The sequence below is a fragment of the Nocardioides zeae genome (genome assembly GCF_010686755.1).
In the GTDB taxonomy this organism is placed as follows: domain Bacteria; phylum Actinomycetota; class Actinomycetes; order Propionibacteriales; family Nocardioidaceae; genus Nocardioides; species Nocardioides zeae.
The window spans coordinates 87,088-106,159 of the sequence record NZ_JAAGXA010000003.1; the positions used below are offsets into that span (position 1 = coordinate 87,088).

The 19,072-nt window shown below is 73.0% G+C and carries 18 protein-coding genes; 6 read left to right on the forward strand and 12 right to left on the reverse strand.

Annotated elements, in window-relative coordinates; all coding sequences use genetic code 11:
- Positions 1-23: 23 nt before the first annotated feature.
- Positions 24-2,648, reverse strand: a complete 2,625-nt coding sequence (clpB, locus tag G3T38_RS05460) for an ATP-dependent chaperone ClpB (RefSeq protein ID WP_163771090.1) — start codon at positions 2,646-2,648, stop codon at positions 24-26.
- Between the two features lie 241 nt (positions 2,649-2,889).
- Here clpB and G3T38_RS05465 point away from each other — a divergent pair, with 241 nt between their 5' ends.
- Positions 2,890-4,410, forward strand: a complete 1,521-nt coding sequence (locus G3T38_RS05465) for a response regulator (RefSeq protein ID WP_163771091.1) — start codon at positions 2,890-2,892, stop codon at positions 4,408-4,410.
- A gap of 5 nt (positions 4,411-4,415) precedes the next feature.
- On the opposite strand, the gene G3T38_RS05470 is transcribed toward G3T38_RS05465, so the two are convergent.
- On the reverse strand, positions 4,416-5,198 hold the full coding sequence (locus G3T38_RS05470) for an MBL fold metallo-hydrolase (RefSeq protein WP_163771092.1): 783 nt from the start codon (positions 5,196-5,198) through the stop codon (positions 4,416-4,418).
- Between the two features lie 248 nt (positions 5,199-5,446).
- Between G3T38_RS05470 and G3T38_RS05475 the strand changes: the two genes are divergently transcribed.
- The 4 genes from G3T38_RS05475 to G3T38_RS05490 all read left to right on the forward strand — a co-directional run bounded on the left by G3T38_RS05475 (position 5,447) and on the right by G3T38_RS05490 (position 10,088).
- Entirely contained in the window at positions 5,447-5,797 is a 351-nt protein-coding gene (locus G3T38_RS05475; protein WP_163771093.1) for a DUF485 domain-containing protein, read from the forward strand.
- Positions 5,794-7,389 carry a solute symporter family protein gene (locus tag G3T38_RS05480; protein WP_163771094.1) on the forward strand — a complete coding sequence of 532 codons (1,596 nt, stop codon included), beginning with the start codon at positions 5,794-5,796 and terminating at the stop codon, positions 7,387-7,389. The genes G3T38_RS05475 and G3T38_RS05480 overlap by 4 nt, the downstream gene beginning before the upstream one ends.
- 205 nt (positions 7,390-7,594) lie before the next feature.
- On the forward strand, positions 7,595-9,571 hold the full coding sequence (acs, locus tag G3T38_RS05485; RefSeq protein WP_163771095.1) for an acetate--CoA ligase: 1,977 nt from the start codon (positions 7,595-7,597) through the stop codon (positions 9,569-9,571).
- Between the two features lie 112 nt (positions 9,572-9,683).
- A complete protein-coding gene (locus tag G3T38_RS05490; protein ID WP_163771096.1) occupies positions 9,684-10,088 on the forward strand; it encodes a phage holin family protein in 405 nt (134 codons plus the stop codon).
- 99 nt (positions 10,089-10,187) lie between these two features.
- Here the strand turns inward: G3T38_RS05490 and G3T38_RS05495 are convergent, their stop codons facing one another.
- Genes G3T38_RS05495 through nth form a run of 4 tightly spaced genes read right to left on the reverse strand, consistent with a single transcriptional unit; the run spans position 10,188 to position 13,460 of the window.
- Complete coding sequence (locus G3T38_RS05495) at positions 10,188-11,372, reverse strand: MarP family serine protease (protein ID WP_163771097.1); 1,185 nt, start codon at positions 11,370-11,372, stop codon at positions 10,188-10,190.
- Complete coding sequence (locus tag G3T38_RS05500) at positions 11,369-12,106, reverse strand: NUDIX hydrolase (protein WP_338037485.1); 738 nt, start codon at positions 12,104-12,106, stop codon at positions 11,369-11,371. The genes G3T38_RS05495 and G3T38_RS05500 overlap by 4 nt, the downstream gene beginning before the upstream one ends.
- Positions 12,103-12,768 (reverse strand): TlpA family protein disulfide reductase, encoded by a 666-nt coding sequence (locus tag G3T38_RS05505; RefSeq protein WP_163771098.1) that lies wholly within the window; start codon positions 12,766-12,768, stop codon positions 12,103-12,105. The genes G3T38_RS05500 and G3T38_RS05505 overlap by 4 nt, the downstream gene beginning before the upstream one ends.
- A complete protein-coding gene (gene nth, locus G3T38_RS05510) occupies positions 12,765-13,460 on the reverse strand; it encodes an endonuclease III (protein WP_338037486.1) in 696 nt (231 codons plus the stop codon). The genes G3T38_RS05505 and nth overlap by 4 nt, the downstream gene beginning before the upstream one ends.
- Before the next feature lie 143 nt (positions 13,461-13,603).
- On the opposite strand from nth, the gene G3T38_RS05515 reads away from it, so the two are divergent.
- The gene (locus tag G3T38_RS05515; protein ID WP_163771100.1) at positions 13,604-14,281 is read left to right on the forward strand and encodes a cyclic nucleotide-binding domain-containing protein; all 678 of its coding nucleotides are present in this window, start codon (positions 13,604-13,606) and stop codon (positions 14,279-14,281) included.
- A 15-nt stretch (positions 14,282-14,296) separates the two neighbouring features.
- Here G3T38_RS05515 and G3T38_RS05520 read toward each other — a convergent pair whose 3' ends face one another.
- Genes G3T38_RS05520 through G3T38_RS05540 form a run of 6 tightly spaced genes read right to left on the reverse strand, consistent with a single transcriptional unit; the run spans position 14,297 to position 19,064 of the window.
- Positions 14,297-15,094 (reverse strand): MBL fold metallo-hydrolase, encoded by a 798-nt coding sequence (locus tag G3T38_RS05520; protein ID WP_163771101.1) that lies wholly within the window; start codon positions 15,092-15,094, stop codon positions 14,297-14,299.
- Positions 15,094-15,996, reverse strand: coding sequence for an NUDIX hydrolase (locus G3T38_RS05525; RefSeq protein WP_163771102.1), 903 nt, complete (start codon positions 15,994-15,996; stop codon positions 15,094-15,096). The genes G3T38_RS05520 and G3T38_RS05525 overlap by 1 nt, the downstream gene beginning before the upstream one ends.
- A 9-nt stretch (positions 15,997-16,005) precedes the next feature.
- Positions 16,006-16,464 (reverse strand): RidA family protein, encoded by a 459-nt coding sequence (locus tag G3T38_RS05530; RefSeq protein WP_163771103.1) that lies wholly within the window; start codon positions 16,462-16,464, stop codon positions 16,006-16,008.
- Between the two features lie 5 nt (positions 16,465-16,469).
- Positions 16,470-16,622, reverse strand: a complete 153-nt coding sequence (locus G3T38_RS20855; protein WP_174267672.1) for a Sp36 family protein — start codon at positions 16,620-16,622, stop codon at positions 16,470-16,472.
- 43 nt (positions 16,623-16,665) lie between these two features.
- Positions 16,666-17,937, reverse strand: coding sequence for an acyl-CoA dehydrogenase family protein (locus G3T38_RS05535; protein ID WP_163771104.1), 1,272 nt, complete (start codon positions 17,935-17,937; stop codon positions 16,666-16,668).
- Positions 17,938-17,993: 56 nt separating this feature from the next.
- Positions 17,994-19,064 carry a phosphotransferase family protein gene (locus tag G3T38_RS05540; RefSeq protein WP_163771105.1) on the reverse strand — a complete coding sequence of 357 codons (1,071 nt, stop codon included), beginning with the start codon at positions 19,062-19,064 and terminating at the stop codon, positions 17,994-17,996.
- Positions 19,065-19,072 lie beyond the last annotated feature (8 nt).

Genomic DNA, 19,072 nt, shown 5'->3' on the forward strand with positions numbered 1-19,072 from the left:
GACGGGGGTTGGGCGGGCCCCGGTCAGACGACGGTCAGCACCGGGGCGTCGCCGCCCTCCACGTGGTCGACGCGCACGGTGCCGCCGTCGCCCACCTCGCCGCCGATGAGCATCCGCGCGAGCGGGTCGCCGATCGACGACTGGATGAGCCGCCGCAGCGGCCGGGCGCCGTAGGCCGGGTCGAAGCCTGTGTCCGCCAACCACTCCTTCGCCGCGTCGGTCACCTCGACCGAGATCCGGCGCGCGGCGAGGCGCTCCTCCAGCAGGTGCAGCTGGATGTCGACGATGCGGCGCAGCGCCTCCTTCGTGAGCGCGTCGAACAGCACGACCTCGTCGAGCCGGTTGAGGAACTCCGGCTTGAACCGCGACCGCACTTCTGCGAGCACGAGCTCACGCTTCTGCTCGGGACCCAGGAGCGGGTCGATGAGGAAGGTCGCGCCGAGGTTCGACGTGAGGATGAGCAGGGTGTTGCGGAAGTCGACCGTGCGGCCCTGCCCGTCCGTCAGGCGCCCGTCGTCGAGCACCTGCAGCAGGATGTCGAAGACCTCGGGGTGGGCCTTCTCCACCTCGTCGAGCAGCACGACGGAGTAGGGCCGACGGCGCACCGCCTCGGTGAGCTGACCCCCCTCGTCGTACCCGACGTAGCCGGGCGGCGCACCGACGAGCCGCGCGACCGAGTGCTTCTCGGCGTACTCGCTCATGTCGATCCGCACGATCGCCCGCTCGTCGTCGAACAGGAAGTCGGCCAGCGCCTTCGCGAGCTCGGTCTTGCCGGTGCCCGTCGGGCCGAGGAAGAGGAACGAGCCCGTGGGGCGGTCGGGGTCGGCGATGCCGGCCCGCGAGCGGCGTACGGCGTCGCTCACCGCCGTCACCGCCTCGTGCTGCCCGATGAGCCGCTCGCCGATGACCTCCTCCATGCGGAGCAGCTTCGAGCCCTCGCCCTCGAGGAGACGACCCGTCGGGATGCCCGTCCACGCCTCGACGACGTCCGCGATCTGCGCGGGACCGACCTCGTCGCCGACGAGCGGCTCCTGGTCCTTCTCCATGCTGAGGGTCGCGGCCTCCTCCTCGAGCTGCTTCTCCAGCGCGGGGATGCGGCCGTAGAGGATCTCGCTCGCCTGGCCGAGGTCGCCCTCGCGCTGCAGCCGCTCGGCCTCGACGCGCAGCTGGTCGAGCTGGCGCCGCAGCTCCCCCTCGCCCTCGAGGGACGCCCGCTCCCGCTCCCAGCGGGCCTCGAGCGCGCGCAGCTCCTCCTCGCGGTCGGCGAGGTCGGAGCGGAGCGCGGCGAGCCGCTCGACGGAGGCGTCGTCGTGCTCCTTCTCGAGCGCGAACTGCTCCATCTTCAACCGGTCGACCTGGCGACGGAGCTGGTCGACCTCCTCCGGGGAGGACTCGTGCTCCATCCGCAGCCGGGAGGCGGCCTCGTCGATGAGGTCGATCGCCTTGTCGGGCAGCTGCCGGCCGGTGATGTAGCGGTGGCTCAGCGTCGCCGCGGCCACGAGCGCGGCGTCGGTGATGCGGACGCCGTGGTGGGCCTCGTACTTCTCCTGGATGCCGCGGAGGATCTGGATCGTGTCGGGGACGCTGGGCTCGCCGACGAACACCTGCTGGAAGCGGCGCTCCAGGGCGGGGTCCTTCTCGACGTGCTCGCGGTACTCGTCGAGCGTCGTCGCGCCCACCATGTGCAGCTCGCCGCGGGCCAGCATCGGCTTGAGCATGTTGCCGGCGTCCATGGCGCCCTCGCCGCCGGCCCCCGCACCGACGACCGTGTGCAGCTCGTCGATGAACGTGATGACCTGGCCGCCGGCGTCCTTGATCTCCTCGAGCACGGCCTTGAGCCGCTCCTCGAACTCGCCGCGGTACTTCGCGCCGGCCACCATCGCCGCGAGGTCGAGGCTGAGCACCCGACGGCCCTTGAGGGAGTCGGGCACGTCGCCGTCGACCACGCGCTGGGCGAGGCCCTCGACGACGGCGGTCTTGCCGACGCCGGGCTCGCCGATGAGCACGGGGTTGTTCTTGGTGCGCCGGCTCAGTACCTGGATGACGCGGCGGATCTCGGCGTCGCGGCCGATCACGGGGTCGAGCCGGCCCTCCTCGGCGGCGGCGGTGAGGTCGACGGAGTACTTCTCGAGGGCCTCGTACGTCGACTCCGCGTCCTGGCTGGTGACGCGACGCGACCCGCGGATCGTGACGAGCTGCTCGGACAGGCCCTGCATGGTGAGCCCCGCGTCGGTGAGCACCTTCTGCGCGCTGCTCTCGACCGAGGCGAGCGCGACGAGCAGGTGCTCGGAGGCGACGTAGTCGTCCTTCATCGCGGCCGCGAGGTCGATGCCCTTGGCGAGCACGCGGGTGAGCGCGGGCGAGGCACCGGGCTGCTGGACCGTCGCGCCCGACGCCCGCGGGAGCGCGGCGACCGCGGCCTCCGCGGCGCCGAGCAGCGTCGCGGGGTCGACACCGGACGCGGTGACGACGCTCCGCACGATGCCCTCCTGCTCGCCGCGAGCCCCGCCCGGTCCGCCCCCGAGGAGGGCGACGAGCAGGTGGACGGGCTCGGTCGAGGTGTGGCCGGCGGTGGTGGCGGCGACCTGGGCGACCTCGATCGCCTCGCGGGCGCGGGTCGTGAACCTGTCGGCACCGAACTGACTCATGGGGCGGCTCCTGGTCTGCGTGTGTCCTCGATGACGGAGCAGAGCTCCGCGGTGGTCCCTGTGCGACGGCCAGTGTGACCGTCACTCCCTTGCAACGACCCAAGACTTGAGTCGATTCCCCTCAACTCTAGGAAATTTCGGCGATCACACCAGCGGAAGGCGCCAGATCGCCGCAACCGCCTGCGCCGAGCCTCTCCGTACGGGAGAGTTGCGCCACTCCTCGGACGATCGGACCCCACCCATGCTCACGACCGACCCCTGCCCCCTGCCCGGCGGAACCCCCACGGCCGCCGACCCCGCCGCGCCGTCCCAGCCCGCCGGCCCCGCCCGTCCGACCACCGGCCGCCGTGTCGTCGTCGTCGACGACACCGCCGACCTGCGGAACCTGCTGCGCCTGGTGCTCGCCCGGGGCGGGTTCGAGGTCGTCGGCGAGGCCGCCGACGGCCGCACCGGCATCGAGGTCGCCCGCCGCACCGTGCCCGACATCGTGCTGCTCGACATCGCGATGCCCGTGATGGACGGCCTCGAGGCCCTGCCGACGCTGCGGCGGTCGCTGCCCCGCGCGAAGATCATCGCGATGTCCGCCTTCGGCGCCACGCAGATGGCGTCGCGCGCCGTCGCAGCGGGCGCCGACGGCTACGTGCAGAAGGGGACCTCGCTCCACGCGATCCTCACCTACGTCGAGGAGGTCAGCGGCCTCACCCGCCGTCCGAGCCAGCCGGTCGCCGTCACCCAGGGACCGGCCGGGGAGGGTACGTCGCGGCCCGTGCGCTCCGGCCCCTCGCCCATCGACCGCACCGGGGGCGCGGACCGGTCGACCGGCGCCGCGGCCGCCCTCGAGCACGCCCCGGTCGGGGTGCTCGAGGTGACCGAGGAGGCCTCGCCCCGGATCCGCTTCGCCAACCCGGTCGCGCGGCGGCTGCTCGGCGGCTCGCCCGACGTGGGCTCGCTGCTGAGCCTCACCGCCCCCGGGCTGGCCCACCACGTCGCCACCCACCGCCACGAGAACGACGCCGTCTTCGAGGCCCTCGTCGACGCCGGCACCGTGCGCGCCACGCTGCGCCGCGCCGGCACGACCATCTTCGTCTACCTCGACTCGACCGCCGAGGACGTCGGCCTGCTCCGCCGCGCGATCGCGACCGCGGCACACGAGCTCCGCGGCCCGATCGCCGTCATCGACGGAGCGGTCGAGGCCGTCTCCTGGGGCCTCGCCACGCTGAGCGAGGCCGACCAGGAGCAGCTGTACCGCTCCGTGAAGCGCCAGGTCGCCCAGCTCGACCGCGTCACCGCCGACCTGTTCACCTCGACCCAGGTGCACCGGGGCACCCTGCACGTCGACCTGCACCGCGTGGACGTGCCCGCCCTCCTCGCCGACCTGTTCGAGGGGCACGACGGGATCGGGCTCGACCTCACCGAGGTCCCCGCCGCCTGGGCCGACCCGCTGCGCCTCGAGCAGATGCTCGGGAACCTCCTCAGCAACGCGACCCGGTACGGCGCGGCTCCGGTCCAGGTCGCCGTGCGGCCCGGCACGGGCGGGCGCACCGTCCGCATCGAGGTCGTCGACCGCGGCCCGGGCGTGCCCGAGGACTTCGAGCCGCACCTGTTCCGCGAGTTCTCCCGACCGGCGAGCTCGGTGGCGACCGGCACCGGCCTCGGGCTGTACGTCGTGCGGATCCTCGCCGAGGCGCAGGGCGGCACCGCGACGTACCGCCGCCACCCGGAGGGCGGCGCGATCTTCGCGGTGCAGCTGCCGGTGGCCTGAGGGGCCTAGGCCTCGCCCGGGAAGACCCGGGGGTCGTGGGCGTTGACCACCGTCACGCCCTCGGCCTCCTGGAGGCGCCGCAGGGCGGCGTGGTTGCCACGGATCCGCCAGGGCTGCCGCGACGCGGCCACCTCGAAGGCACGCATCGGCGGCACGCGGCGCAGCGGCTTGCCGGTGGTGGCGTGACGCGCGCCGTACGCGCTCGCGTCGAAGGCGGCGTCCCCCGCGTGCACGACGAGCCCGTCGTCGCCCTCGACCGCGACGATCGCGTGCCCGCGGGTGTGCCCGACCATCGGCACGAGGGTGATCCCCGGCAGCACCTCGTGGCCGGTCAGGTCGTGGCGCCACGGCTCCCCCGCGCCGGCGTAGCGGCGGACGTCGCTCGTGGTCGCCCACTGCACCGGCTTGTAGCGCAGGCGCTCCGGGGCGTGGGTCGCGACCGTGGCCGCCGCCCACTCCTCCGCCGTCGTGTGCACGACCGCGTGCGGGAAGTCGGAGAGCCCGCCCGCGTGGTCGAAGTCGAGGTGGGTGAGCACGACGTGGGTCACCGCCTCCGCCGAGAAGCCGAGCGCCAGCACGGCCGCGAGGGCCGTCGTGCTCGGGTCGCGGTCGGGGCGCAGGGCGCGACCCATCGGGCCCAGCCGACGGGGGTCGGCGAGGTCAGCGGTGCCGAAGCCCGCGTCCACGAGCACCAGTCCCGCCTCGTGCTCCACGACCAGCACGTGGCAGATCGCTCGGGCGGCGAACCGGGGGCGGAGGACGCCGGCGACGGCGTGGTGGACCCGCATGGCCCCATCCTGTCACCGCGGCCCACCCGGCGCGTGGCACCGACCCGCACACCGACCGCGCACCGCCCGCGCACCGCCCGCAGGCCGCCCCGCGGGCCGGGCCACGCGCCGTACGCCGACCGTTCGTCGCCGACGGACGACCGTTCGCCGACGCGGCCCGTCCGCCCGGCGACGGGCCCGGCCCGCAGCGTTCCGGCGTGACCGCCGCCACTCGTAGCGTGACGGCGCTCACACCCGAAGGAGGGCCCATGTCTGATGCGTCCGAGCGGAACTACCGCTCGCAGTCGGAGCCGATCTACCGCGAGCTGCACGACACCGAGCAGTTCGCCGAGCTGCGTCGCCGCTACCGCTCGTTCGTGCTGCCGTGGACCGCGGCGTTCCTGGTCTGGTACCTCAGCTACGTCGTGCTCTCCAACTGGGGCGGCGACTTCATGAACACGAAGGTCGTCGGCAACATCAACCTGCTGCTCCTCTTCGGGCTCCTCCAGTTCGTCACCACCTTCGGCATCGCGTTCCTCTACGCGCGCCACTCCCGCACCCACCTCGACCCGCTCGCGCGGGACCTCGAGCAGCGCTTCCACGAGGGGACCCGCCGATGAACCAGCAGTTCCTCACCACCTCGCTCTTCCTCTTCGTCGTCGCCATCACCATCGGCGTGACGCTCTGGGCGAGCCGGCAGACCAAGACCGCCGCGGACTTCTACTCCGGCGGCCGGTCCTTCTCGGGCTTCCAGAACGGTCTCGCGATCGGCGGCGACTACATGTCGGCCGCCTCGTTCCTCGGCATCTCCGGGGCGATCGCGCTCTACGGCTACGACGGGTTCCTCTACTCGATCGGCTTCCTCGTCGCCTGGCTCGTCGCGCTGCTGCTCGTGGCCGAGATGCTGCGCAACGCCGGCCGCTACACGATGGCCGACCAGCTGGCCTTCCGCATGCGGCAACGACCCGTGCGCACGGCCGCGGCCACGTCGACCGTCATCGTGTCGATCTTCTACCTGCTCGCGCAGATGGTCGGCGCCGGCACGCTCGTCGCCCTGCTCCTCGGCGTCGACAGCGAGGCCGTCAAGAACATCGTCATCGTCGGCGTCGGCGCCCTGATGATCTTCTACGTCACGGTCGGCGGCATGAAGGGCACGACCTACGTGCAGATCATCAAGGCCGTGCTGCTCATGGCCGGCTCGGCGCTCATCGTCTTCCTGGTGCTGCTCAAGTTCGACTTCAACCTGTCGGCGCTCCTCGGCGAGGCCGCCGACCGCTCCGGCCAGGGCGACGCGTTCCTGCAGCCCGGCCTGCAGTACGGCACCACGTTCCTGGACCGCCTCGACTTCCTGTCGCTCGGCATCGCGCTCGTGCTCGGCACCGCGGGCCTGCCCCACATCCTCATCCGCTTCTACACGGTGCCGACCGCGCAGGACGCGCGGAAGTCGGTGCTGTGGGCGATCGGCCTCATCGGCGCCTTCTACCTGATGACCCTGGTGCTCGGCTTCGGCGCTGCCGCCCTCATCGACACCTCCGAGGCGGGCAAGACCGGCAACCTGGCCTCCCCGCTGCTGGCCCAGGAGGTCGGCGGAGGCGAGGGCTCGGTCGGCGGTGCCGTGCTGCTGGCCCTCATCGCCGCCGTCGCGTTCGCAACCATCCTCGCGGTCGTCGCCGGCCTCACGCTCGCGTCGTCCTCCTCCATGGCGCACGACCTCTACAAGGGCGTCTTCAAGCGCGACCAGGAGGTCACCGAGAAGCAGGAGGTGCGCGTCGCGAAGATCTCGGCCATCGTCATCGGCGCGATCGCCATCGCCCTGGCCATCCCGGCGCAGCGGCTCAACATCGCGTTCCTCGTGGCGCTCGCCTTCGCGGTGGCGGCCTCGGCCAACCTCCCGTCGATCCTCTTCAACATGTTCTGGAAGCGGTTCAACACGCGGGGCGCCACCTGGAGCATCTACGGCGGCCTCATCGCCTCCGTCGGCCTGGTGCTCCTCTCCCCGGTCACCTCGGGCGAGGAGACGTCGCTGCTCCCCAACGCCGACTTCGCGATCTTCCCGCTCAACAACCCGGGCGTCGTGTCGATCCCGGTCGGCTTCCTGCTCGGCATCATCGGCACCCTGACGCTGCGGGAGACCGCGGCCGAGCAGCTCTACACCGAGCTCGAGGTCCGCGCCCTCACGGGCGCGGGTGCCGAGGGAGCGGCGCAGCACTGACCCCGGCGCGGTCCCGCACGGGTCCCGTGGGTTGCGCCCGCACCGCAACGCGGGCGCAACCCACGACGTACGACGCTGGTCCGGACGAGGGTGACGCAGGTCTCGTCCGGACCGGCGCCCGGCCTAGGCTGGCGAGGAGACCGCGACGTACGACCTGACGAGCTGCCCGGCCCCCCGGGCCACCGAACGATCGAGGAGAGAAGACGTGAGCGAGAACCTGTCCAACCTGCTCAAGGAGGAGCGGCGCTTCGCCCCGCCCGCCGAGCTGGCGGCCGCCGCCAACGTCACGCAGGCGACGTACGACGAGGCTGCAGCCGACCGGCTCGCCTTCTGGGCGAAGCAGGCCGAGCGCCTCAGCTGGGGCGAGCCCTTCACCGAGGTGCTGGACTGGTCGAACCCGCCCTTCGCGAAGTGGTTCACGGGCGGCAAGCTGAACGTCGCGTACAACTGCGTCGACCGGCACGTCGAGAACGGCCTCGGCGACCGCGTCGCGTTCCACTTCGTGGGCGAGCCGGGCGACACGCGGGACATCACGTACGGCGAGCTGAAGGACCTCGTGTCGCAGGCGGCGAACGCGCTCACCGACCTCGGCGTGCAGGCGGGCGACGCCGTCGCGATCTACATGCCGATGATCCCCGAGGCCGTCGTCGCCATGCTGGCGTGCGCCCGCCTCGGCGCGCCCCACACCGTGGTGTTCGGCGGCTTCTCCTCCGACGCCCTCGCCAGCCGCATCGACGGCTTCGGCGCCACGGCCGTCATCACGTCCGACGGCGGCTACCGCCGCGGCACCCCCTCCGCGCTCAAGCCCGCGGTCGACGAGGCCCTGGCCAAGCTCGGCGACGCCTCGCCGGTCGAGAAGGTGCTCGTCGTCAAGCGCACCGGGCAGGACCTGCCCGAGGGGTCGTGGGCCGAGGGTCGCGACGTCTGGTGGGACGACGTCGTCGCCGGCGCCTCCACCGAGCACACCCCCGAGCTGTTCGACGCCGAGCACCCGCTCTACGTCATGTACACCTCCGGCACGACGGGCAAGCCGAAGGGCATCCTCCACACGTCGGGCGGCTACCTGACGCAGGCCGCGTACACGTTCTGGGGCACGTTCGACCACAAGCCGGAGACCGACGTCTACTGGTGCACCGCCGACATCGGCTGGGTCACCGGGCACACCTACATCGTCTACGGCCCGACGGCGAACGCGGCCACGCAGGTGCTCTACGAGGGCACGCCGGACTCGCCCCACAAGGGCCGCTGGTGGGAGATCGTGCAGCAGACCAAGGCGACGATCCTCTACACGGCGCCCACCGCCATCCGCACCTTCATGAAGTGGGGCAAGGAGATCCCGGAGGAGTACGACCTCTCCAGCCTCCGCCTCCTCGGCTCGGTGGGCGAGTCGATCAACCCCGAGGCCTACGTCTGGTACCGCGAGAACATCGGCGCGGGCTCCGCGCCCATCGTCGACACCTGGTGGCAGACCGAGACCGGCGGCCACATGATCTCGCCGATGCCCGGCGTCACCGAGGCGAAGCCCGGCTCCGCCATGGCCGCGGTGCCCGGCATCGAGGTCGCCGTCGTCGACAACGACGGCAAGCCCGTCGGCAACGGCGAGGGCGGCCTGCTGGTCGTCACGTCCCCGTGGCCCGGCATGCTCCGCACCATCTGGGGCGACGACGAGCGCTACAAGGACACCTACTGGTCCCACTTCGGCGACCTCGGCTACTACTTCGCGGGCGACGGGGCGAAGCTCGACGAGGACGGGGCGATCTGGCTGCTGGGCCGCGTCGACGACGTCATGAACGTCTCCGGCCACCGGCTGTCCACCACCGAGATCGAGTCGGCGCTCGTGTCGCACCCGAAGGTCGCCGAGGCGGCCGTCGTCGGCGCGGCCGACGACACCACCGGCCAGGCGGTCTGCGCGTTCGTCATCCTCCGCGAGGAGGCGGGCGACGGCGGCGCCGACATCGTGCAGGAGCTCCGCACGCACGTCGCGAAGGAGATCGGCCCGATCGCGAAGCCGCGCCAGGTGATGGTCGTGCCCGAGCTGCCGAAGACGCGCTCCGGCAAGATCATGCGCCGCCTGCTGCGCGACGTCGCCGAGAAGCGCGAGGTCGGGGACGTCACCACGCTCGCCGACTCGTCGGTGATGGACCTCATCTCGAAGGGTCTCTCGTCGAGCAGCGGCGACTGACCACGGTGTGGCCCGGCACGCAGGTGCCGGGTCACGCCCGGGTTGTAGGGTCGCCGCAGCGGTGCTCCGCCGCTCGAGAGACCAACCGAGAGCCACCTGCAGAGGGATGCCCATGACGACCCAGCCGGCCAAGGACGACGAGCCCACCATCGGCCAGCTCGTCGCCGACGCGAGCCGCGACATCTCGACCCTGGTCAAGAAGGAGATCGAGCTCGCGAAGTCCGAGCTCAAGGTCTCGGTGAAGTTCGGCGGCGTCGGGATCGCCTTCTTCGTCGTCGCCGGGTTCGTCGCGATGCTCGCCGTGATCCTGCTGTCGCTGGCGTTCGTCTACCTCATCCACTGGAACGGCGACGGCCTGGCGCTGCACTGGGCCTACCTCATCGTGACGGGCGCCTACCTGGCGATCACGGCGCTGTTCGTGCTGCTCGGCATCAAGAAGGTCAAGCAGGTGCGGGCGCCCGAGCGCACCATCCGCACGGCCAAGGAGATCCCGGGCGCCCTGAAGGGCAAGGCCTGACGCTCCCCCGCTCGACGACGTCATGGGTGGTGCGTCGAGTTGTCACGTACGCCGCGTCGCACGACCCAGCTCGACCCCACACCGCGGCGTACGTGACAACTAGGCGCCGCATAAGCGCGCGCCGGCGCCCCTGCGGACCGCGGCGCCGCTGGCGATGCCGGCGGCAGCGGCGTCGGCCACCTGGCCGGTGGTGAGCGCGTAGCCCGTGTCGGCGTCGGTCACCGACGCCGCGAAGATGACGCCGACGACCTCGCCCGACGCGTTGACGATCGGGCCACCCGAGTTGCCGGGGCGCACGAGGCCGCGCAGGGAGTAGACGTCGCGCACGACCGTGTCGTTGCCGTAGATGTCGGGCGAGCGCAGCTGCTGGGCGTCACGGATGCGCGCCGGCTGCTGGTCGTAGGGACCGTCCTGCGGGTACCCCAGGATCGCCACGCTCTCCCCCTCCGCGCCCTCGGCGAACGCCAGCGGCTCGAGGCCGGCGTCGTCCAGCGCCAGCACCGCGACGTCGGTCTGCGGGTCGTAGAGCACCACCGTCGCGTCGACCCACTCGCCGTTGAGCTCGACCCGCGGCTCGTCGACGCCCGCGACCACGTGCGCGTTCGTCATGAGGCGGTCGTCGCCGTACAGGAACCCGGTGCCCTCCACGCCGCGGCCGCAGGAGTTGTCCCCGCGGATCTTCAGCACCCGCGCCTGCGCCTGCACGACCCCGACCTCGTTGAGGGTCGTCGGGTCTCCGGGGTCGACCTCGACGATCCGCTCGGGGGCGAACGGCTCGAGGTACTGCGGGAAGAACGACGACCCCACCACGCTGTTGAACGCCCCCAGCAGGCGGTCGGCCTGGCCCGGGAGCACGCTGTCGACGCGGCTCAGCACGGCCGACCCGCGCACCGCCTCCGTGACCCCGCCGATGCGGGTGCCCGACACCGCGACACCGAGGGCCCACGCCACGAGCAGCACGGCCACGACGCTCAGCGCCGCGCCACCGACCGCGTCGACGGCACGCGCGGGCTGCCACGTGATGCGGTCGCGCGCCATCGCGCCGAAGAACTGGAAGCTCGCCTGCCCGATCGACGCGCACAGGATGACGACGAAGAGCGCTCCGAGGGACACCGCGAGCCCCGGGTCCGCGTTGCCCAGCAGCAGCGGGGCGATGACGATGCCCGCGACGCCGCCAGCCAGGAGGCCGACGGTCGCGAAGGCGCCGGTGATGAAGCCCTGCCAGTACCCCGACAACGCGTACGTCGCCACCAGCACCAGGAGCAGCCAGTCGAGCCAGTTCACGCGTCGGTCTCCTCGATGTCGGCCATCGGGGGCACCCGCGGCTCCGCTCGGCGGTCCGTGGCCCGCTCCACCCCGGAGAACATGTAGGACGGGAGCTCCGCCGTCAACGTCTCGTCCCAGGGCTCGCTCCAGCCGATGAAGTCGAGCAGCCGGGCGATGATCCCGCCGGTGAACCCCCACAGCACGACGTCGTGGTCGGGGCCGATGAGGAAGCCCGGGGAGGACCACCCCGACGGTCCCCGGATCGTACGGCGCCAGCGCGCGTCCACGAGGTCCGCGATCGCCACCCGGTGGATGGCGTGCACCTCGCGCGGGCTGCGCACCGACACGGAGCCGGGCGAGGCCCACCACGCGACGACGGGCACCACGGCGAAGTTGCTGGGGGGCAGCCAGAGCTCGGGGAGGCGACCCACCACGTGCACGGAGGCGGGATCGAGCCCGATCTCCTCCCACGCCTCGCGGAGGGCGGCCTGCTCGTGGGTCTCCCCCGGGTCCAGCGAGCCGCCGGGGAAGGAGACCTGGCCGGGGTGGGAGCGCATGTCGTGGGCGCGCTCGGTGAGCAGCAGCTCGGGGCCGCGGTCGCCCTCGGCGAAGACCATGAGCACCGCACCCTCGCGGGGTTCGGAGCCCGGCGGCGGCGTGAAGGCCGTGAGGTGCTCGGCGCGGATCTCCGTGAGCGCGTCGGTGACCGGACGCAGCCAGTCGGGCACCTGGTCGTCGCGCGTGGCGGTCACCGCTCGAGCCCCAGCGGGCCTGCGACGGCATCGAGCAGGTCGTCGAGGTCGTCGAAGCTCTGCGGCAGGACGGTGACCTCGCCCTCGGCGTCCACGACCACGGTCATGGGGATCGCCCGCAGCGGCACGAACGGCTCCCGCGTGCCGAGCTCGAGCTCGACGTCGATCAGCTGCGGGTAGGTCGCCCCCGTCTCCTGCAGCAGGGCGATGGCCTCCGCCGGACTCGTCTCGTTGTAGTCGACGCCGAGCACGGTGACCTCGTCGCCGTACTGCTCGTGGAACTGCTGCAGGGCGGGGAGCTCCTTGAGGCACGGCGTGCAGAAGCTGGCCCACACGTTGACGAGCAGCGGACCCTCGAACGTGCTGAGGTCGACGGCCTCGCCGCCACCCAGGCAGGGCAACGTCAGGTCCGGCAGCACCGCCGGGCCGGTCGTGCGGTCACCGGGCGCGCAGGCCTCGATGCCGGCCGCGGCCCGCGCGTCCTGCAGCTCGGGGCTGTCGTAGTCGATGTCCGGCGCACCCGGGGCCCGGGGCTCCACCATGTACGGGTCGCCCTCCTCGTCCGCCCCGCCCGACGTGCACCCCGCGAGGGCCACGAGCGCGAGCGCGGCGGCGGCGAACCGCGACGTACGCCGCCGGCCCGGCTCCGTGCCCGTCCTCATGCCCGCCCCTCGGTGCGCACGAGCTTGAGCGCCTCGACGGGGTCGGTCGGTCCCTCGTCGCCGAAGGACGGGCACCAGCGCGCCACCGGGCAGGCGCCGCAGGCGGGCCGCTTGGCGTGGCAGCGGCGGCGACCGTGCCAGATGAGGTGGTGGGACAGCATCGTCCAGTCGGCCTTGGGGAAGAGCGCGCCGATCTCGTGCTCGACCTTCACCGGGTCGGTCAGCTCGGTCCACCCCAGCCGGCGCGCGAGCCGGCCGAAGTGCGTGTCGACCGTGATCCCGGGGATGCCGAACGCGTTGCCGAGCACGACGTTGGCGGTCTTGCGGCCCACGCCGGGGAGCTGGACGAGGTCGTCGAGCCGGGCCGGCACCTGGCCGTCGTGCTTCTCGACCAGCGCTTGGGAGAGCCGCAGCAGCGCGTCGGTCTTGGCGCGGAAGAAGCCCAGCGGACCCACGATCTGCTCGAGGTGGGCGCGGTCGGCGCCGGCCATCGCCGCCGCGTCCGGGTAGGCCGCGACGAGGGTGGGGCGCACCGCGTTGACCCGCTTGTCGGTGGTCTGCGCGGACAGCACGGTGACCACGAGCAGCTGGAACGCGTCGTCGAAGTCGAGCTCGCAACGCGCGTCGGGGTAGGTCTCCGCGAGCACCCGGTTGACCTTCCGGGCGCGACGGACCAGGGCGACGTCGGGCACCCGCACAGGGTACGGGTCGCCACCGACACCCGCCCGGCGAGCCGGTCGGTGCGCGACGCGGAGGTCACAGCGGACTAGGATGCACGGAGGCCACGACGGTCCCTCGTCCGTGGCGACGAGACACGTTCCACCTGGAGGCTGTTGTGGACATCGACGTTCTGCGTCAGGCGCCGCTGTTCAGCGCGCTCGACGACGACTCGATCGAGTCGCTGGTGCCGTCGCTGGCCGAGACCCGGCTGCGCCGCGGCGAGGTGCTCTTCCACGAGGGCGACTCCGGCGACAAGCTCTACGTCGTGCTCGAGGGCAAGGTGAAGCTGGGTCGCACGTCGGCCGACGGCCGCGAGAACCTCCTGGCGATCCTCGGTCCCGGCCAGATGTTCGGCGAGCTGTCGCTCTTCGACCCGGGCCCCCGCTCCGCCACGGTCACCGCGGTGACCGAGTCGACCTTCGCGTCGCTCTCCCACGAGGACCTGCAGCTCTGGATCGAGGGCCGGCCCGTCGTCGCCCGCGGCCTGCTCTCGCAGCTGGCCGCCCGCCTCCGCAAGGCCAACGACGTCGTCGCCGACCTCGTGTTCTCCGACGTGCCGGGCCGCGTGGCCAAGGCACTCATCGACCTGGCGGACCGCTTCGGCCGCACGGCCGACGACGGCGTCCACGTCCACCACGACCTCACGCAGGAGGAGCTGGCCCAGCTCGTCGGCGCCTCCCGCGAGACCGTGAACAAGGCGCTCGCCGACTTCACCTCGCGCGGCTGGCTCCGCCTCGAGCCCCGCTCCGTCGTGATCATGGACATCGAGCGGCTCTCCCGCCGCGCGCGCTGACCCGCGTCCGGGGCCTCAGCCCAAGCGGCCGAGGTACGCCAGCTGGGCCCGCACGCTGAGCTCGGCGGCTCCCCACAGCACGGGGTCGACGTCGGCGTAGACCGTCTCGACCACGCGTCGCGGCAGCGTGTCGGCCGGGTCCGCCTCGAGCGCCGTGACCGCGGCCTCGACCTGCGCCAGCCGGTCGCGCCGGTGGGCGATGTAGTGGTCGAGCGCCGCCAGCGCGTCGTCGATGACCGGCCCGTGGCCCGGCCACACGACCTGCGCCTCCTCGCGCTCCGCCAGCGCGTGCAGCCGGTCGAGCGAGTCGAGGTAGGCCCCCAGGGAGCCGTCGGGGTGCGCGACCACCGTCGTGCCGCGCCCGAGCACCGTGTCGCCCGTCAGCACGGCCCGCTCCGCGGGCAGCACGAACGACAGCGAGTCGGCGGTGTGCCCGGGCGTGCCGACGACGTGCAGCTCCAGGCCGTCGACCTCGACGACGTCCCCGTCGCCGAGACCCTCCGCACCGAGCCGGTACGCCGGGTCGAGCGCCCGCACGCCGCAGCCGACCCGCTCGGCGAAGGCCTTCGCCGCCTCGGAGTGGTCGTGGTGGTGGTGGGTGAGCAGGATGGCGCCGATCCGCCCGTCGGCGGCCTCGACGATGGCGTCGAGGTGGCCGGGGTCGGTCGGACCGGGGTCGATGACGACCGACCGGCTGCCCCCGGGCTCCCGCAGCACCCACGTGTTGGTGCCGTCGAGCGTCATCGGACCCGCGTTGGGGGCGAGCACGCACCGGGCGCGAGCGCCGAAGGACCCACCCGTCCAGTCGCTCATCACGACGACGACCCGCGGCGCGCGGCGACGAGGGGACGCATGCGGTCGGGCATCGACATCGTCCACCGGTCGCCGGCGTCGTCCAGCCGCTCGATGGTGGGGGTGAACATGGCGGCCTCGCGGGTCGCCGCCTCGGCGAGCGCCGCGGCAGGGTCGTCCTGCGCCGCCACGTCGAGGCAGGTCAGGTAGGTCGGCGGCATCATCGCGAGCTCGTCGGCCTCGGCCTGCGCGACGGCCGTGGCCGCGGGCAGCCAGACCACGGAGGACGACTCGCTCGAGACGTCGCGGGTGCGCTGGCCCTCGGGCAGGGCGGCGACGAAGAACCACGTGCGGAACCGGCGCGGCTCGAAGACCGGCGTCGTCCAGGCGTCCCAGAGGCCCAGCAGATCGGTGCGCACGACGAGCCCGCGCCGGGCCAGGAACGCCGTGAACGCCAGCTCCCGCGACTCGAGCGCCACGCGGTCGGCCTCCCAGTCGTCACCCGTGGTGTCGGCGACGACCTCGTCGGCGGACGGGCCGGCCAGGAGCACGCCGGACTCCTCGAACGTCTCCCGCACCGCCGCGCACACGAGGGCCAGCGCGAGGTGCTCGTCGACCCCGAGCCGCGCGGCCCAGTCGGCCGGCGACGGACCCGCCCACGCGTCACGGGACAGGTCGGCGTCGAAGTCGCGCGGGTCGACGCCCCCGCCCGGGAAGACGGCCATCCCCGCGGCGAACGCCATCGAGGTCTGCCGCCGCAGGAGGTAGACCTCCGGCCCCGGTACGTCGCCCCTCCCCTCCCGCATGAGCACGACCGTCGCCGCGTCACGCGGCTCGGCCGGGGTGCGCTCGCCCGCGGCGTACTCCTGGGCGCGGGCCACGACCTCGGGGTCCAGCGGGACGGGGGGAAGCGGGATGCGCACGAGCCCTCCTCAGACCTCGACGACGAGCTCGACCTCGACGGGCGAGTCGAGGGGCAGCACCGGCACCCCGACGGCGGACCGCGCGTGGACGCCGGCGTCGCCGAAGACCTGGCCGAACAGCTCGGAGGCGCCGTTGGCGACCTGCGGCTGCCCCGTGAAGTCGGGGGTCGAGGCCACGAAGACGACGACCTTGACGATGCGCTTCACCAGGGAGAGGTCACCGATCTCCGCCTTCACCGCGGCCAGCGCGTTGAGCGCGCACTGCTGGGCGCACGCCCGGGCCTCCTCGGGGTCGACCTCCCCGCCGACCTTGCCGGTGACCATGAGCTCGCCGCCGCGCATGGGCAGCTGCCCGGACGTGAAGACGTGGTCACCGCTGCGGACCGCCGGGACGTAGGCCGCCACGGGCTTCGCGACCTCGGGGACCGCGAGACCCAGGGCGGCGAGCCGCTCCTCGGGGTGCGTCATCGCGGTCAGCCCTGGGGGCGCTTGAGGAAGGCGATGAGCCCGCCCTGCGCGTTGGTCTGGATGGTGACGAGCTCCCACCCGTCCTGGCCGAAGTTGTTCAGCATCAGCGCCTCGTTGTGGAGCGGAATCGGCGCCACCTGGTACTCCCACTTGGTCATGCCGAGCACCTTACTGTCACCGGGGACGGTCCACCGGGGACGGTCACCGGTCGCGGTGGCCCGTGGGGTCCAGGACGCGGGTCCGTCCCGGCTCGGCCCGGGCGATGCCGCGCAGGTGCACCTCGTCGGGGCCGTCGAAGATGCGCATGGCGCGGTGCCAGCCGTACATGGCGGTGAGCGGCACGTCGTCGCTCACGCCGGCGCCGCCGTGCACCTGGATGGCGCGGTCGATGACGTCGAGCGCCACGCGGGGCACCGCGACCTTGGCCATGGAGACCAGCGACGCCGCGGCCTTGTTGCCGTGGGCGTCGATGACCGCGGCGGCGTGCTGGCACAGCAGGCGGGCCTGGTCGATGGCGATCCGCGACTCGGCGATGTCGCGCTGCACCATGCCCTGCTCCGCGAGCGGCTTGCCGAACGCGACGCGGCTCGTGGCGCGGCGTACCAGCAGGTCGAGGGCGCGCTCGGCGGCACCCAGGGCGCGCATGCAGTGGTGGATCCGACCGGGGCCGAGGCGCGCCTGGGCCAGCGCGAAGCCCGCGCCCTCCTCCCCGAGGATCGCCGAGACGGGGACGCGCACGTCGGTGAACGACACCTCGCAGTGACCGTGCTGGTCGTGGCGGCCGAACACCGGCACGTCGCGCACGATCTCGACGCCCGGGGTGTCGGTCGGGACGAGCACCATCGACTGCTGGCGGTGCTTCGCGGCCTCCGGGTCGGTCTTGCCCATGACGACGAGCAGCTCGCACCGCGGGTCGGCCGCGCCCGAGGTCCACCACTTGCGCCCGTTGACCACGTACTCGTCGCCGTCGCGCTCGATGCGCGTCTCGATGTTGGTCGCGTCGCTCGAGGCCACCGCGATCTCCGTCATCGCGAACGCGGAGCGCACCGTGCCCTCGAGCAGCGGCTCGAGCCAGCGGGTGCGCTGCTCCTCGGTCGCGAAGAGGTGGAGCAGCTCCATGTTGCCGGTGTCGGGCGCCTGCCCGTTGATCGCCTCCGGGGCCAGCTCGAGGCTCCAGCCGGTGATCTCGGCGAGGCCCGCGTAGTCGAGCTGGCTGATGCCCCCGAAGGACGGCAGGAACAGGTTCCACAGTCCCCGCCGGCGCGCCTCGGCCTTGAGGTCCTCGACGACGGGCGGCAGCGTGTGGTCCGCGGGCCCGCGGGCCGCCCGGTAGGCGTGGTAGTCCGCCTCCGCCGGGAACACGTGCTCGTTCATGAACTCCACGAGCGAGGCCCGCAGCTCGCGGGCCCGCGGCGACGGGGTCAGGTCGAGGCCGGCGACGTCGAACGGGTCGTCGGTGGGCTGGAACGTCATGGTGCCTCCGGTGGCGCGGAACGGGATCAAGGAACGGGGGTACGGCGCGGGGCCGGTCAGGCCCGCAGCCGCGGGTCGCTGGCGGCGGCCGCCCCGGCGCGGGCGCGCTCGAGGAGCAGCGGCACCATCGGGCCGAGGTCGTCGACGCCGGAGCCCACCGTGGTGCCCTGCAGGTGCCGGGCGTGGATCTGCTCGAGGATCACGAGGAGCTTGAAGTCGGAGAAGACGACGTACCACTCGATGTCGGCGACCTCGATGCCGCAGCGCTCGGCGTACATCCCCAGCACGGTCGCCCGGTCGGGGAACCCGGGCAGCGCGGTCGCCCCCGCCGTGATCGGGTTGGGGACCGCCCCCGCCTCGTCCCAGAAGCTCAGCAGCATCCCGACGTCGGCCAGCGTGTCGCCCACGGTGGCCATCTCCCAGTCGAGCAGCGCCACGATCCGGGTCGGGTCGTCGACGTCGAGCATGAGGTTGTCGATCTTGTAGTCGCCGTGCACGATCCCCGGCCGACCGACGGTCGGCATCGAGGCCTCGAGCCGCGCGGCGAGCTCGGCGAATCCGGGCAGGTCGCGGGTGCGGACCTTCTCCCACTGCCGCTGCCACCGCGTGAGCTGGCGGGCCAGGTAGCCGTCCGGTCGCCCGAAGTCGGCGAGACCCACCGCCGCCGGGTCCACCGCGTGCAGCTCGACAAGCAGGGCGACGAGCGCGTCCGTCAGCCCGGCGCGCTGCGCCGGGGTCAGCGTCGCGGTGTCCGCGGGGGTCCGGAGGGTGCGGCCCTCGACCTTGTCCATCACGTAGAAGTCGGCCCCGATGACGCCGGGGTCCTCGCACCGTGCGACCACCCGCGGCACCGGCACGGAGGAGCCGGCGAGCGCCCGCAGCACCCGCGCCTCGCGGCCCATGTCGTGCGCGGCGGTGGCCACGACCTCGCCGTACGGCGGTCGCCGCAGGATCCAGCGCCGCTCCCCGTCCCCCACCTCGTACGTCGGGTTGGAGCGCCCCCCGGCGACGAGGCGCGCCGTGAGCGGCCCCCGCAGGCCACCCTCGACGTGGGCGCCGAGATAGCGGTCGAGCGACGCGAGGTCGAGCTCGGCCACGCCCGTGGCGGGGCTGCTGGTGGTGGTCATGGGTGCTC